A 15,577-nucleotide genomic window follows, 5' to 3' on the forward strand; every position below is an offset into this window, starting at 1 on the left:
GGTTCCGGGCCCCTTCGGCGTGTGCGATGCGGCGTGTTCCCTCAGCCGGACGCAGTACTTCGTGCGCATTTCGGAGGGAAACGACAATCCGGGCGAAGTGCCCGACGTCACACGGGACGGGACTTCGGGTCCCCGGCGGCGGGACGAAAGACCCGGGATGATGGAACGCATGGTTCCTCTTCCCGCCCCCGCCGCGCTGCGCCGCTGCGTGGACCGGTGGGCGGTGTCGCCCAGGGCGGCGGACGTCGTCGCCGCGCTCAGCGCCTTCGGCCTGATGCTCCTGGACGTGCCGGGACTCGCCCGCGCGGACAACTCGCTCACCGGTGTCACCGCCACCCTGGTCCTCGGGGCCGGCGCGGCCACCCTGGTGCTGCGGCGGAAGGCGCCCTGGGTGCCCTTCCTGGTGGCGATCGGCCTGATGGGCTGGCTGCACGAGCTGACGATGATCCAGTTCGCGCTGTACTCGCTCGGCCGCTTCCGGGGCCGCCGCGTCGCCGTCCTGGCCACCCTGCTGTACGTCGGAGCCGCCTTCGGGTACTACGAGACCCCCGGCTGGCCCGGCCCGCACGGCGAGAACCTCAGCGACTTCCTGAGCCTCGTCGTCCCGATCGGCGTCCTCGCCACGGGCGTCGGCATCGCCGCGTACCGTCACGACCTCGTGCGCGCCCTGGAGGCCCAGCGGCGGGAGGCCGCCGCCCGGCAGGCCGTCCAGGAGGAGCGGATCTCGGTCGGGCGGGACGTCCACGACCTGGTGGGCCGCGAGCTCACCGTGCTGGCGGTGCGGGCCGAGGTGCTGGCCGTACGGGCGCGGGGAGAGGCGCACCAGAAGGACTTCGAGGAGCTCGCCGACACCGCGCGGCGCGCCCACCACATGCTCAACGAGACGGTCGTACGACGCGGTGACGGTGCCGCCGCCACACCCGGCCTCGAAGGGCTGACCGCGCTCGCCGAGGAGAGCGAACGGATGGGCAGCCCCGTCGACGTCCGGGTGTCCGAGGAGGCGAAGGCGCTGTCGCCGCTGCGGCAGACGGCCGTCCACCGGGTGGTGCAGGAGTGCCTCACGAACGCCGTCAAGCACGCGCCCGGCCTCCCGGTGAGCGTCACCATCGACGTCGACGGCCCGTCCCTGCGCGTCGAGGTCCGCAACCCCCTCGCGCAGACCCCGCCGGACCGCGCCCCGGTGTCGACCGGGACCGGCCTCTTCTCCATGGACGAACGCGTCACCAGCATGGGCGGCACCCTGAAGGCCCGCCGCGAGCACGGCGCCTATGTGGTGACGGCGACCCTGCCGTCGGGGCTGACGCGGTAGGGCCTGCCCCGGCGGGTCGGCCGCACCAGGCTTCCCGCCCGGGCGAAGGCGGGTACCCGCAGGGTCCACGAAGGAGTGATGCCCTATGGCCGACGACCGGGACTTCTCCTCGCGCGACCGGCCGGACAACCCCCGCCTCGCAGAGGACCGCCCGCGCGGCGGCGGCCCCGAGGAACCGGGGCGACGCGGCAACTGGCCCATCTGGGCCATCGTCCTCGGCATCGTGGCCGTGGTGGTCATCGTCACGGTCCTGCTGGGGTGACTTTCCGCTGCATCCCGCCGTACGCCGGCCCGGCCTCCCAGGCCGGGCCGGCGGGGCGTGTAAGGACCGGAAGCCGGCGTGGCGGCGGACCCCGGCGCCCCGGCAAGTCCGGCGAGGCGCCCTCCCAGGCCGTTTCTTTCGGATCAGGGCGCGGACCCGGCCAAGATCCGGAAGAGACGGCCTAGCGCACCACCTCCGCCTTCCCGAGCACCCGCTCCAACGCGTCGAAGTCCTCGACGCACCGGCCCGAGCCGAGCGCCACGCAGTCCAGGGGGTCGTCGGCCACGAAGACCGGGATGCCCGTCGCCGAGGCCATCCGCAGGTCGAGGCCCGGCAGCAGCGCACCGCCGCCGGTCAGCACGATGCCGTGCTCCATCACGTCGCCGGACAGCTCGGGCGGGCACTCCTCCAGGGTGGCCTTGACGGCCGCGATGACGGCCTCGACCGGCTCGTCGAGCGCGACCCGCACCGCCGGCACCGTCAGTTCCACCGTCCGCGGCAGGCCGCTGATCTTCTCCCGGCCCCGCACGGTGAACGTGCGCGCCTCGAACTCCTCGTCGCCGGGCACCGGCCATGCCGAGCCGATCTCCACCTTCACGTCCTCCGAGGTCCGCTCGCCGATCAGCAGCGCGTGCTCCTTGCGCACGTAGTCGCAGATCGCCGCGTCCAGCCGGTCGCCGCCCACCCGCAGCGACTGCGAGGTGGCGATCCCTCCGAGCGAGATGACGGCCACCTCCGTCGTGCCGCCGCCGATGTCGACGACCATCGAGCCGCGCGGGTCCGAGACCGGCAGGCCCGCGCCGATCGCCGCCGCCATCGGCTCCTCGACGAGGTGCACCGCCCGGGCGCCCGCCGAGCGCGAGGCGTGCACGATGGCGCGCCGCTCGACCGGGGTCACCCCGCTGGGCACACAGACGACCATGCGGGTCCGGGGGAGCCGGCGGCCCGGCACGGCCTTGCGCACGAAGTGCCGGATCATCTCCTCGGCCGCCTCGTAGTCGCTGATCACGCCGTCCTTCAGCGGGCGGATCGCGGTGATCGAACCCGGGGTCCGGCCGATGGTCTCCTTCGCCTCCGCACCGACCGCGAGGGGCGACCGCGAGCCCTCCTGGACCGCCACGACGGACGGCTCGTTGAGGACGATGCCCCGGCCGCGGGCGTAGAGGAGGGTGTTGGCGGTGCCGAGATCGATGCCTATGTCCATGATCGCCAAGTCTGCCCGGCGGCTCCCCCGGGCGGTGGACCGAAAGTCCCGAAAGGGGTGGGTCCATGGTCCTGTCGGTACCCCTCCGTAGACTGGGCACGTGAGTGAGCCGAGCGACCAGAGCGACCGCGACCAGTTCGACGACGACCGGTCCGACGACAGCGACCAGGGCGACCTGTTCGACGACATCGTCGACGCCGAGACGACCCGCGACCCCGACCTGGCGGTGATCGAGGCCGGCAGCCGCACCCTGCGAGCCATGTCCGGCCCGCCGCAGGGCGACCCGGTGCCCTCCCGGCCCGCCGACCCGGAGGTCGACAAGGCGCTGCGCGAGGTCGAGACCGAGCTGTCGACGCGCTGGGGCGAGACCAAGCTGGAGCCGTCGGTCACCCGGATCGCGGCCCTGATGGACGTCCTCGGCGAGCCGCAGCGCGCGTACCCGTCGATCCACATCACGGGCACCAACGGCAAGACCTCCACCGCCCGCATGATCGAGGCGCTGCTCGGCGCCTTCGACCTGCGCACCGGCCGCTACACCTCGCCGCACGTCCAGACCATCACCGAGCGGATCAGCCTCGACGGCGCCCCGATCGACCCGGAGCGCTTCGTCGAGACGTACCGGGACATCGCGCCGTACGTGGAGCTGGTCGACGCCCGCGAGGAGTACCGGCTGTCCTTCTTCGAGGTGCTGACCGGCATGGCGTACGCGGCCTTCGCCGACGCCCCGGTCGACGTGGCCGTCGTCGAGGTCGGCATGGGCGGCACCTGGGACGCCACGAACGTCATCGACGCCTCCGTCGCCGTCGTCACCCCGATCGACCTGGACCACACCGACCGGCTCGGCGGGACGCCCGCCGAGATCGCCGGCGAGAAGTCCGGGATCATCAAGCAGGGCGCGACCGTGATCCTCGCCCAGCAGCCGGTCGACGCCGCCCAGGTGCTCCTGAAGAAGGCCGTCGACGTGGACGCGACCGTGGCCCGCGAGGGCATGGAGTTCGGCGTCGTCTCCCGCGAGGTGGCGGTCGGCGGCCAGCTCCTCACCCTGCGCGGCCTCGGCGGCGAGTACGACGAGGTGTTCCTGCCGCTGCACGGCCCGTACCAGGCGCACAACGCGGCCGTGGCGCTCGCCGCCGTCGAGGCCTTCTTCGGCATCGGCGCGCAGCACGCCCGCACCCTGGACATCGACACGGTCCGCCGCGCCTTCGCCCAGGTGGCCTCTCCGGGCCGCCTGGAGGTGGTCCGCAAGTCGCCGACCGTCATCCTCGACGCGGCGCACAACCCGCACGGCGCACGGGCCACCGCCGAGGGCGTCAGCGAGGCCTTCGGCTTCTCCCGGCTCATCGGCGTCGTGTCCACCAGCGGCGACAAGGACGCGAAGGGCCTCCTGGAGGCCTTCGAGCCGATCTTCGCGGAGGTCGTGGTCACGGCCAACTCCAACCCGCGGGCCACCGACGTCGACGCGCTCGCGGCGATCGCGGTCGAGGTCTTCGGCGAGGACCGGGTGGTCGTCGAGCCGCGGCTCGACGACGCCCTGGAGACGGCGATCACGCTCGCCGAGGAAGAGGGCGAGTACGCGGGCGCGGGCGTCCTCGTGACGGGTTCGATCTTCACGGTCGGCGACGCCCGGCTGCTGCTCAAGAAGGGCTGACCCATGCGGGTGCTGTGTTCCTCGACGCTGATCGGCGAGTTCTTCGTCATCGGGTTCGCCGGTCTGGTCGCCATGAAGGACGACTCGCTGGCGATGTCCACGGTGTGGTGGGTCTGCGGGATCGCCATGGTGCTGTCGGTGCTGCTGTGCGGGATGATCACCCGTCCGGGCGGCGTCCAGCTGGGCTGGGCCCTGCAGATCGCGCTGGTCGCGAGCGGCTTCGTGGTGCCGGTCATGTTCTTCCTCGGCGCGGTCTTCGCCGTCCTGTGGTGGGCCTCGGTGCACTACGGCCGGAAGATCGACGCCGTCAAGGCCGACTGGGCCGCCCGCCAGGAGGCGGAGTCGGCCGGGGCCTAGGCGAGGACCGCCCGTCCGCAGCCCAGGTCCCGGGCTCCGCAAGGCCTGACGCTGCGTGACGACGCCTCCTGCGGGCCCTGTAGATTCGTAGGACCTGTCCGGCGGACCATGGCCGGGTCCGCGACGCCTGGCACGGCACCTCGCCGCGTTGCCGAAACGCCCCGATAGCTCCGCTGTCGCGACGCTCCGGCGCCTTGCGATGTACCGCACCAGACGCCGCGGCCTATCCGGCCCTGATCCGCCGGACAGGCCCTAGCCCCGCACACCGTTGTTCCGAAGGAGTTCCCCCGTGAGCCAGCGATCGCTCGTCCTGCTCAAGCCCGACGCCGTCCGCCGTGGTCTGATCGGCGAGATCATCGGCCGTATCGAGCGCAAGGCGGGCTGGACCATCACGGCCCTGGAGATGCGCGAGCTGGACCAGGAGACGCTGGAGCAGCACTACGGCGAGCACAAGGGCAAGCCCTTCTACGAGCCGCTGATGGGCTTCATGCAGTCCGGTCCGGTCGTCGCGCTCGTCGTCGAGGGCGAGCGGGTCATCGAGGGTCTGCGCACCCTGGCCGGCCCGACCGACCCGATCGCCGCCGCCCCGGGCTCCATCCGCGGCGACTACGGCACCATCGTCCGCGAGAACCTGATCCACGCCTCGGACTCCGAGGAGTCCGCCATTCGGGAACTGAAGATCTTCTTCCCGGGCCTCGTCTGACACCGGCTCTGACCTGGCGTCAGCCGATCAGCGCCATCACTGGGGGCGACCGAAGGAATTCGGTCGCCCCCAGGCATATGAACGTGGATCCCGGGAACGGATCGCCGCGTCATACCGTCACCTATACAGAGGTGGACTGGGGCGGTCCGCCGCGCGGTATCCGTGCGGGCGGCACTACGATGGGAAAACTCCACGCCGCACCACCTTCAGTCACCACCTCGCCGACCTGAGAAGCCGTCAACGCTCCGCTAGGGAAGGCCCGACGCATCCTCATGGGAAACAAGGGGAACTCAATGTCGTTCATCGGCCGTGACATGGCTGTCGACCTCGGGACCGCCAACACGCTGGTGTACGTCAGGGGTCGAGGCATCGTTCTGAACGAGCCGTCCGTCGTCGCGATCAACACCAACACCGGCGGGATCCTCGCGGTCGGTGCCGAGGCGAAGAAGATGATCGGCCGCACGCCCGGCAACATCGTCGCCGTCCGTCCGCTCAAGGACGGGGTGATCGCCGACTTCGAGATCACCGAGCGCATGCTGCGCTACTTCATCCTCAAGATCCACAAGCGTCGCTACCTGGCCCGCCCCCGGGTCGTGGTCTGCGTCCCCTCCGGCATCACCGGAGTCGAGCGCCGCGCCGTCATCGAGGCCTCCACCCAGGCCGGTGCCCGCCAGGTGCACATCATCGAGGAGCCCATGGCCGCGGCCATCGGCTCGGGCCTTCCGGTCCACGAGGCCACCGGCAACATGGTCGTCGACATCGGCGGCGGCACCACCGAGGTGGCCGTCATCTCCCTCGGCGGAATCGTCACGGCACAGTCCATCCGGGTGGCCGGCGACGAGCTCGACAACGCGATCATCCAGCACATCAAGAAGGAGTACTCGCTCCTCCTCGGTGAGCGGACCGCCGAGCAGATCAAGATCACCATCGGTTCGGCCTACGACCTCGACCAGGACGAGCACACCGAGATCCGGGGCCGCGACCTCGTCTCGGGACTCCCCAAGACCGTCGTCATCTCGGCCGCCGAGGTCCGCAAGGCCATCGAGGAGCCGGTCAACGCCATCGTCGACGCGGTGAAGACCACGCTCGACAAGTGCCCGCCGGAGCTGTCCGGTGACGTCATGGACCGCGGCATCGTTCTCACCGGTGGCGGCGCGCTGCTCCGCGGTCTGGACGAGCGGCTGCGCCGTGAGACCGGCATGCCGATCCACATCGCCGAGGACCCGCTGGACTCGGTGGCGCTGGGCTCCGGCAAGTGCGTCGAGGAGTTCGAGGCGCTCCAGCAGGTCCTCGACGCCCAGCCGCGCCGCTGACCGTAAGGGCCGGGCTCCGGCCCGTACGGTACGCACATCTGCACAACGAACCACGAGGGAAGGGCACGGCCGCCGCACGTGAGGGACACACGAGAGAGCCGGCTGCTTCTGGTACTGCTGATCGCCATCGCGTTCGCACTGATCACGGTGGACATCCGAGGAGGCCAGGAGTCGCCGGTCGACGGTGCCCGACAGGCCGCGGCCGCGGTCTTCGGCCCCGTCGAGAACGGAGTCGCCTCGGCGGTCGACCCCATCGGCAACGCGATAGGAGCGGTCCGCGACTCCGGTGAGCGGCACAACCGGATCGCCGCCCTGGAGCAGGAGAACGCCGCCCTCAAGGCGAAGCTCGGCAGCGACGACCGCAACCGCAACCGGCTGCGCGAACTCGACGCCATGCTGAAGACGGCCGGCGCCGGCCAGTACGGCATCAAGGGCGCCCAGGTCATCGCCATAGGAGCCGCTCAGGGCTTCTCCTGGACCGTCACCATCGACATCGGCGCCCGCGACGGCGTCCGGCGCGACATGACGGTGCTCAACGGCTCCGGACTGGTCGGCCGCGTCACCACCGTCGGCCCCTCCACCTCCACCGTGCTCCTCGCCAACGACCCCGACTTCACCGTCGGCACCCGCATGGAGAAGAGCGACGAACTCGGCTTCGCCACCGGGCAGGGCGGCGGCCCGCTGCTCGTCCAGCTCCTCAACGGCAAGGCCAGGGTCAAGGCCGGCGACCGCCTCGTCACCTTCGGCTCCGCGGGCAGCAAGCCCTTCGTGCCCGGGGTGCCGGTCGGCGAGGTCGTCCGCGTCGACCCCCTGGGCGGCGGCCTGACCCGCAACGTCTACGTCCGCCCGTACGTCGGCTTCACCAAGCTCGACATCGTGGGCGTCGTCGTCCAGGCCCCGCGCACCGACCCGCGCGACATGGTCCTGCCGCCGAAGCCCAAGCCCGCCCCGACCGTCACCGTCACGGTCACCCCGCCGCCACCGGACGGGCAGCAGGCCGGGCAGAACCAGAACCAGCAGCAGGGCGTGAAGCCGGAGGACCAGGACCAGCAGCCGAACGCCGCGAACCAGCCGCAGGACCAGGGGGAGACACCGTGAAGTTCAACCGCATCCTCCTCTCCGCCACCCTGGTCGTCGTCGCGCTCGTCGTCCAGGTCTCCGTCCTCGCCCGGCTCCAGCTCCCCGGCGCCGTCCCCGACCTCGTCCTGCTCACGGTCGTCGCCCTCGCCCTGGTGTACGGACACGTGACCGGCGCCCTCGTCGGCTTCACCGCCGGGCTGCTGGCCGACCTCGCCCCGCCCGCCGACCACGCCGCCGGGCGCTACGCCCTCGTGCTGTGCGTCGTCGGCTACCTCTGCGGACTCGCCCGCCCCGAGAACGGCCGGCTCAAGTCCGCCAGCGGGCCCATGGCCGTGGTCGTCGCCGCCGCCATCGGCTCGACCCTCCTCTACGCGGGCGTCGGCGCCCTCGTCGGCGACACGGCGGCCCGTCATGTCGGCCTCGGCTTCCTGCTGTTCACCGCGGCCCTCTACGACCTGCTCCTCGCGCCCTTCACCGTGCCGCTCATCATGGCCGTCGCCCGGCGCGCGGACAACGACCCGCTGGCCGAGGCCACCGGCGCCAACGGAGCCGACGTCGCCTCCGGCTGGCTCTCCTCCGGCACCGGCCTGAGGATCGGCACCCAGCGCAGCGGTCTGCGCGTCAAGGCCGCCCGGACCCGCGCCGCACGCGCCGGACGCATCAAGGGAGTCAAGCGACTGTGACCCAGGGGGCAGCGGCAGCATGAGCAACATCCCCGAGACCGGGCGGACACCCCGCGTCCAGATCCGGCTCGTCGTCATCCAGGTACTCGTCTTCTCCCTGCTCTTCACCCTCGGCGGACGCCTCTGGTACCTCCAGATCCGCAACGGGAAGGAGTACGCCGACGAGGCCAAGAGCAACAACATCCAGCAGGTCGTCCAGCCCGCCGTGCGCGGCTCCATCCTCGACGCCCGCGGCGTCCCGCTCGCCGACAACGAGACCCGGCTCGTCGTCTCCGCCTCGCGCACCGAGCTGATGAAGATGAAGGACGACGGCAAGGCCGTCCTCACCCGACTCGCCGGCGTCCTCGGCATGAAGCCCCAGGACGTCATGAACAAGATCCGGCTCTGCGACTCGCAGACGCCCAAGCCCTGCTGGAACGGCTCGCCCTACCAGCCGATCCCGGTGACCGACGAGGCGACCACCCAGCAGGCGCTGACGATCCGTGAGGCCTCCGAGGACTTCCCCGGCATCACCGCCGAACTCGCCGCCGTGCGCCGCTACCCGGCGCCCGGCAAGGCCCGTACCGCCCAGGTCCTCGGCTACCTCTCGCCCGTCACCGACGAGGAGATCGCGAAGGCCAAGGACACGGACTCGCCGTTCCTCCGCTCCGACCAGGTGGGCCGCTCCGGCATCGAGCGCACGTACGACAAGGAGCTGCGCGGCCAGGCCGGCGTCACCCGCTACGAGGTGGACAACCTCGGCCGGGTCATGGGCCAGACGAAGTCCGACCCCGGCGTGGCCGGCTCCACCCTCGTCACCAGCATCGACGCCCGGGTGCAGGCCGTCGCCGAGTACGAGCTCGCCCAGGCGATGAAGACGGTCCGCGGCGAGACCGACAAGATCACCGGCCGCCGGTACGAGGCCGACGCCGGCGCCGTCGTCGTCATGGAGTCGAAGACCGGCCGCGTCGTCGCGATGGCCTCCCAGCCCGACTACGACCCCAACGCCTGGGTCGGCGGCATCTCCGCCAAGGACTACGCCGCCCTCACCAGCAAGGACTCCAACTACCCGCTGCTCAACCGGGCCATCCAGGGCCAGGCACCGGCCGGCTCCGTCTTCAAGGTGGTGTCGGCGAGCGCGGCCGTGCGCGCCGGTAACGACTTCAACGACAAGTACCTCTGCAGCAGCTCGTACAGCATGGGCAACCGCAGCTTCGCCAACTTCGAGTCCAAGGGCCACGGCCCCATCACCCTCGGCGACGCCCTCAAGTTCTCCTGCAACACCGTCTTCTACCGCCTGGGCCACCAGGAGTGGTCCCGCGACGGCGGCCTCAAGCCGAAGAAGGACGCCAAGGACTGGTTCTACCGGACCGCCCACGAGTTCGGGTTCGGCGCCGAGACCGGCATCGACGTCCCGAACGAGGTCAAGGGCCGCATCCCGGACCGCCAGTGGAAGCAGAGCTTCTGGGAGGCCAACAAGGACGCCTGGTGCAAGCAGGGCAAGAAGGGCGGCAGCTACGTCGAGCAGATCGCCTACGAGAGCTGCCTCGAAGGCAACCAGCTGAAGGCCTACGACAGCATCAACTTCGCCATCGGACAGGGTGACGTCCTCATCACCCCCATCCAGCTGGCCACCGCCTACGCGGCCATCAGCAACGGCGGCACCCTCTACAACCCCACCATCGGCAAGGCCGTCATCAGCCCCGACGGCAAGAGGATCCGCGAGATCGAGCCCAAGGCCCACGGCCGGCTGCCGGTCGACGCCCAGACCATCCGCGACCTCGACAAGGGCCTGCGCTCCGTCGTCGAGCCCGGCGGCACCGCCGCCTGGCGGTTCGGCGGCTGGCCCCAGGACAAGATCCCGATGCACGCCAAGACCGGCACCGCCCAGGTCTACGGCAAGCAGACCACCTCCTGGTTCGCGACCTACACCGACGACTTCACCATCGTCATGACGATCTCCCAGGGCGGCACCGGCTCCGGCGCCTCCGGCCCCGCCGTGCGCAACATCTACGACGCCCTCTACGGCCTCGACGACGCCGGCAACCAGGACCTCAAGCGGGCCCTGCTGCCCCAGCCGCAGAAGACCCTGCCGAAGATCCTCCCCGACGGCACCATCGAGGCGCCCACCGTCAAGCCGTACGACCCCACGTCGCAGCTGGTCGACCCGAACGCCGAGGAGAACCGCGGCGGACAGGAGCCGCTCCACGGCCCGCCCCCCTTCCTGAGGGACTGACCGATGACGACACGCACGAGTTTCTCCGTCTCCCGCTACGCGCCCGAGCGCGGCGCCCTCGCCAGGCTCACCGCCCGCGACTCGGTGCTGCGCCGGCTCGACTGGCCGATCCTGCTGTCCTCGCTCGCGCTCTCGCTCCTGGGCGCCCTGCTCGTCTGGTCCGCCACGCGCGGGCGCACCGAGCTGAACCAGGGCGACCCGTACTACTTCCTGTTCCGGCACGTCCTGAACACCGGCATCGGGCTCGCGCTGATGATCGGCACGGTCTGGCTCGGCCACCGCACCCTGCGCGGCGCCGTGCCGGTCCTCTACGGCATCTCGATCCTGCTGATCCTCGCCGTCCTCACCCCGCTCGGCGCGACCATCAACGGCGCGCACGCGTGGATCGTGATCGGCGGCGGCTTCTCGCTCCAGCCCAGCGAGTTCGTGAAGATCACGATCATCCTGGTGATGGCCATGCTGCTGGCCGCGAAGGTCGACGCCGGCGACCAGATCCACCCCGACCACGGCACGGTCGCGAAGTCCCTCGCCCTCGCCGCCCTGCCCATGGGCATCGTCATGCTGATGCCCGACCTCGGCTCCGTCATGGTCATGGCGGTCATCGTGCTCGGCGTGCTGCTCGCCTCCGGCGCCTCCAACCGCTGGGTCCTCGGCCTCATCGGCGCGGGTGTCCTCGGCGCGGTCCTGGTCACCACGCTCGGCATGCTCGACGAGTACCAGATCAACCGCTTCGCCGCCTTCGCCAACCCCGAGCTCGACCCGGCGGGCGTCGGCTACAACACCAACCAGGCCCGCATCGCGATCGGCTCCGGCGGCCTGTACGGCGCGGGCCTCTTCAAGGGACACCAGACCACCGGCCAGTTCGTGCCCGAGCAGCAGACGGACTTCATCTACACCGTCGCGGGGGAGGAGCTCGGCTTCGTCGGCGCCGGACTGATCCTCGCGCTGCTCGGGGTGATCCTGTGGCGCGCCGGCCGGATCGCCCGGGAGACGACCGAGCTGTACGGCACGGTCGTGGCGGCCGGCATCATCGCCTGGTTCGCCTTCCAGTCCTTCGAGAACATCGGGATGACGCTCGGCATCATGCCGGTCGCGGGCCTGCCGCTGCCCTTCGTCTCGTACGGCGGCTCGTCGATGTTCGCGGTGTGGGTGGCGATCGGACTGCTCCAGTCGATCAGGGTGCAGCGACCGATGACGGCCTGAGCCGGCCCCTGCCCTTTCCTCCACCGGCCGTCTAGATTCGATGCATGACGGACAGCGCGGAGACCAAGCGCGAGATCGAGCGGAAGTACGAGGCCGGTGCGGGGACGGCGGTCCCGGACCTCACGAAGGTCCGGGGCGTGGCAGCCGTCCGCGACGAGGGCATCACCGAACTCGACGCGGTCTACTACGACACGCCCGACCTGCGCCTCGCGGCCGACTCCCTCACCCTGCGCCGCCGCACCGGCGGCAAGGACGCCGGCTGGCACCTGAAGTTCCCGGTCGCGTCCGGAATCCGCGACGAGATCAGAGCCCCGCTCTCGGAGAGCCTCCCGAGCTCCCTGGCGGGGCTCCTGCGTTCCCGCGTCCGCCACCACGAGGTCGTCCCCGTCGTCCGCCTCCGCTCCTCCCGCGACGTCCGCCACCTCACCGCGAAGAACGGCACCCTCCTCGCCGAACTCTCCGTCGACACCGTCCACGCCGAACACCTCCCGACCGGCGCCGAGACCTCCTGGACCGAGATCGAGGTCGAACTCGCGGACGACGTGGACGAGGCCGTCCTCGACGCGGTCGGGAAACACCTGGAGAAGGCGGGCATCCACCCGTCCCACGCCCCCTCCAAGCTGGCCAGGGCCCTGGACGAGACGGGCGCGCGACCCCGGGGGACCGAGGGCCGCACGGGCCGCGCCGCGCGGGAAGCAGCGGGCGACGAAGGGACCGCCGGACACGCCGTGCTCGCCTACGTGCGCGAGCAGGCCGACGCGCTCGTCGCGCTCGACCCCGCCGTGCGGCGGGACCTCCCCGACGGCGTGCACCAGATGCGGGTCGCCTCACGCCGCCTGCGCAGCGCCTTCAAGACGTACAAGAAGGTGCTCGACCGGACCGTCACCGACCCGGTCGGCGAGGAGCTGAAATGGCTCGCCGGAGAGCTCGGCCAGGCCCGTGACCTGGAGGTGCTGGACGCCCACCTGCACGCCGCGCTCGACGCCCTGCCGCACGAGCTGGTCGTCGGCCCCGTACGCGGGAGGCTGCGCGCCTGGAGCGCGGCCAAGGCCGGCGACGCCCGGCGCCACACCCTCGACGCCCTCGACTCCGCCCGCCACCTGGCACTCCTCGACCGCCTCGACGCCCTCCTCGCCGACCCGCCCCTGCTCCCCGACGCCGGCAAGAAGGCGACCAAGGTGCTGCCCAAGGCCATCCGCCGCGACTACCGCCGCCTCTCCCGCCGCGTCGGCCACGCCCTCGACCTCGACCCCGGCCACGACCGCGACCTCGCCCTCCACGAGGCCCGCAAGGCCGCCAAGCGCGCCCGCTACGCCGGCGACGCCGCCGTACCGAGCCTCGGCAAGCCGGCCAAGCGCTTCGCGAAACGCATCAAGGCCGTCCAGAGCTGCCTCGGCGACCACCAGGACAGTGTCGTCGCCCGCACCGCCCTGCGCGACCTCGCCGACCGGGCCCACGCGGCCGGCGAGTCAGCCTTCACATGGGGCGTCCTCCACGAACGCGAGGCCGCCGCCGGCGAGGCCCTGCAGCGCGAGCTCCAGGACCTCTGGAAGCGGGCCTCGGCGCGGAAAATCAGGGCGGCGCTGAGCCACTGAGCACCGGGGTACGCTTGAGAGTCGCCCCCCTGCCAGCTCACGAAGGTTCGAGATGTCTGCTGCCGAGTCTGTCTTCCCGCAGCTCGAAGCTCTGCTCCCGCACGTGCAGAAGCCGATTCAGTACGTCGGTGGAGAGCTGAACTCCACGGTCAAGCCGTGGGAGTCCGCCGACGTCCGCTGGGCGCTGATGTACCCGGACGCGTACGAGGTCGGCCTGCCCAACCAGGGCGTCATGATCCTCTACGAGGTACTGAACGAGCGCGAGGGCGTCCTCGCCGAGCGCACCTACAGCGTCTGGCCGGACCTCGAAGAGCTGATGCGCGAGCACGACGTGCCCCAGTTCACCGTGGACAGCCACCGCCCCGTCGGCGCCTTCGACGTCTTCGGCCTCAGCTTCTCCACCGAGCTGGGCTACACCAACATGCTCACCGCCCTCGACCTCGCCGGCATCCCGCTGGAGTCGAAGGACCGCACCGTCGACCACCCGATCGTGCTCGCCGGCGGCCACGCCGCCTTCAACCCCGAGCCCATCGCCGACTTCATCGACGCGGCGGTCATCGGCGACGGCGAGCAGGCCGTGCTCGACATGACCGAGATCATCCGGCAGTGGAAGGCGGAGGGCCGCCCGGGCGGCCGCGAGGAGGTCCTCTTCCGCCTCGCCAAGACCGGCGGCGTGTACATCCCGCGCTTCTACGACGTCGAGTACCTGCCGGACGGCCGTATCGGCCGCGTCGTCCCCAACAAGTCCGGCGTGCCGTGGCGCGTCTCCAAGCACACCGTCATGGACCTCGACGAGTGGCCCTACCCCAAGCAGCCGCTCGTCCCGCTCGCCGAGACCGTCCACGAGCGGATGTCCGTCGAGATCTTCCGCGGCTGCACCCGCGGCTGCCGCTTCTGCCAGGCCGGCATGATCACGCGCCCCGTGCGGGAGCGAAGCATCACCGGCATCGGCGAGATGGTGGAACGCGGTCTGAAGGCCACCGGCTTCGAGGAGGTCGGCCTCCTCTCCCTGTCCTCCGCGGACCACTCCGAGATCGGTGACATCGCCAAGGGCCTCGCCGACCGCTACGAGGACGACAAGGTCGGCCTGTCGCTGCCGTCGACCCGTGTCGACGCGTTCAACGTCGACCTGGCCAACGAGCTGACCCGCAACGGCCGCCGCTCCGGTCTGACCTTCGCCCCCGAGGGCGGCTCCGAGCGCATGCGCAAGGTCATCAACAAGATGGTCTCGGAGGAGGACCTGATCCGGACGGTCTCCACCGCGTACGGCAACGGCTGGCGCCAGGTGAAGCTGTACTTCATGTGCGGCCTGCCGACGGAGACCGACGAGGACGTCCTCCAGATCGCCGACATGGCGATGAACGTGATCGCCGAGGGCCGCAAGGTCTCCGGCCAGAACGACATCCGCTGCACCGTCTCCATCGGCGGCTTCGTCCCGAAGCCCCACACCCCGTTCCAGTGGGCCCCGCAGCTCTCCGCGGAGGAGACCGACGAGCGCCTGGCGAAGCTCCGGGACAAGATCCGCGGCGACAAGAAGTACGGCCGCTCGATCGGCTTCCGCTACCACGACGGCAAGCCCGGCATCGTCGAGGGCCTGCTGTCGCGCGGCGACCGCCGCGTCGGCGCGGTCATCCGCGCGGTGTACGAGGACGGCGGCCGCTTCGACGGCTGGCGCGAGCACTTCTCGTACGACCGCTGGATGGCGTGCGCCGAGAAGACGCTGCCCGAGTTCGGCGTGGACGTCGCCTGGTACACCACCCGCGAGCGCACCTACGAGGAGGTCCTGCCCTGGGACCACCTGGACTCCGGTCTCGACAAGGACTGGCTCTGGGAGGACTGGCAGGACGCCCTCGACGAGACCGAGGTCGAGGACTGCCGCTGGACCCCGTGCTTCGACTGCGGCGTCTGCCCGCAGATGGACACGCACATCCAGATCGGCCCGACCGGCAAGAAGCTGCTGCCGCTGTCGGTCGTGAACAAGTAGTCCCGCGTATCAGTCGGGTGA

At 71.1% G+C, this 15,577-nt stretch carries 13 protein-coding genes; 12 read left to right on the forward strand and 1 reads right to left on the reverse strand.

Annotated elements, in window-relative coordinates:
* The first annotated feature begins 169 nt into the window (after positions 1-169).
* The gene (locus ACFVGS_RS10135; RefSeq protein ID WP_384421650.1) at positions 170-1,309 is read left to right on the forward strand and encodes a sensor histidine kinase; all 1,140 of its coding nucleotides are present in this window, start codon (positions 170-172) and stop codon (positions 1,307-1,309) included.
* A gap of 85 nt (positions 1,310-1,394) precedes the next feature.
* Positions 1,395-1,571: a hypothetical protein gene (locus tag ACFVGS_RS10140; protein ID WP_384421648.1), complete on the forward strand. Its 177-nt coding sequence runs from the start codon at positions 1,395-1,397 to the stop codon at positions 1,569-1,571.
* Positions 1,572-1,752: 181 nt separating this feature from the next.
* Here the strand turns inward: ACFVGS_RS10140 and ACFVGS_RS10145 are convergent, their stop codons facing one another.
* Positions 1,753-2,775, reverse strand: coding sequence for a rod shape-determining protein (locus ACFVGS_RS10145; protein WP_385692132.1), 1,023 nt, complete (start codon positions 2,773-2,775; stop codon positions 1,753-1,755).
* 175 nt (positions 2,776-2,950) lie between these two features.
* On the opposite strand from ACFVGS_RS10145, the gene ACFVGS_RS10150 reads away from it, so the two are divergent.
* From ACFVGS_RS10150 to ACFVGS_RS10195, 10 genes are all read left to right on the forward strand, one after another.
* On the forward strand, positions 2,951-4,423 hold the full coding sequence (locus ACFVGS_RS10150) for a bifunctional folylpolyglutamate synthase/dihydrofolate synthase (RefSeq protein ID WP_384421688.1): 1,473 nt from the start codon (positions 2,951-2,953) through the stop codon (positions 4,421-4,423).
* A 3-nt stretch (positions 4,424-4,426) separates the two neighbouring features.
* A complete protein-coding gene (locus tag ACFVGS_RS10155; protein WP_384421644.1) occupies positions 4,427-4,780 on the forward strand; it encodes a DUF4233 domain-containing protein in 354 nt (117 codons plus the stop codon).
* A 289-nt stretch (positions 4,781-5,069) separates the two neighbouring features.
* Positions 5,070-5,483: a nucleoside-diphosphate kinase gene (ndk, locus tag ACFVGS_RS10160; RefSeq protein WP_384421642.1), complete on the forward strand. Its 414-nt coding sequence runs from the start codon at positions 5,070-5,072 to the stop codon at positions 5,481-5,483.
* 293 nt (positions 5,484-5,776) lie between these two features.
* Positions 5,777-6,796, forward strand: a complete 1,020-nt coding sequence (locus ACFVGS_RS10165; protein ID WP_046905593.1) for a rod shape-determining protein — start codon at positions 5,777-5,779, stop codon at positions 6,794-6,796.
* Between the two features lie 78 nt (positions 6,797-6,874).
* Positions 6,875-7,894 carry a rod shape-determining protein MreC gene (gene mreC / locus ACFVGS_RS10170; protein WP_384421640.1) on the forward strand — a complete coding sequence of 340 codons (1,020 nt, stop codon included), beginning with the start codon at positions 6,875-6,877 and terminating at the stop codon, positions 7,892-7,894.
* Entirely contained in the window at positions 7,891-8,559 is a 669-nt protein-coding gene (gene mreD / locus ACFVGS_RS10175) for a rod shape-determining protein MreD (RefSeq protein WP_384421638.1), read from the forward strand. Before mreC ends, mreD begins: the two co-directional genes overlap by 4 nt.
* A 19-nt stretch (positions 8,560-8,578) precedes the next feature.
* Complete coding sequence (gene mrdA / locus ACFVGS_RS10180; RefSeq protein WP_384421636.1) at positions 8,579-10,774, forward strand: penicillin-binding protein 2; 2,196 nt, start codon at positions 8,579-8,581, stop codon at positions 10,772-10,774.
* 3 nt (positions 10,775-10,777) lie between these two features.
* Complete coding sequence (gene rodA / locus ACFVGS_RS10185; protein WP_384421634.1) at positions 10,778-11,977, forward strand: rod shape-determining protein RodA; 1,200 nt, start codon at positions 10,778-10,780, stop codon at positions 11,975-11,977.
* A 44-nt stretch (positions 11,978-12,021) separates the two neighbouring features.
* Entirely contained in the window at positions 12,022-13,572 is a 1,551-nt protein-coding gene (locus ACFVGS_RS10190) for a CHAD domain-containing protein (protein ID WP_385692136.1), read from the forward strand.
* A 52-nt stretch (positions 13,573-13,624) separates the two neighbouring features.
* On the forward strand, positions 13,625-15,556 hold the full coding sequence (locus ACFVGS_RS10195) for a TIGR03960 family B12-binding radical SAM protein (RefSeq protein WP_384421630.1): 1,932 nt from the start codon (positions 13,625-13,627) through the stop codon (positions 15,554-15,556).
* Positions 15,557-15,577: the final 21 nt, after the last annotated feature.

Source organism: Streptomyces sp. NPDC127114 (genome assembly GCF_042677525.1).
Classification (GTDB): Bacteria; Actinomycetota; Actinomycetes; order Streptomycetales; family Streptomycetaceae; genus Streptomyces.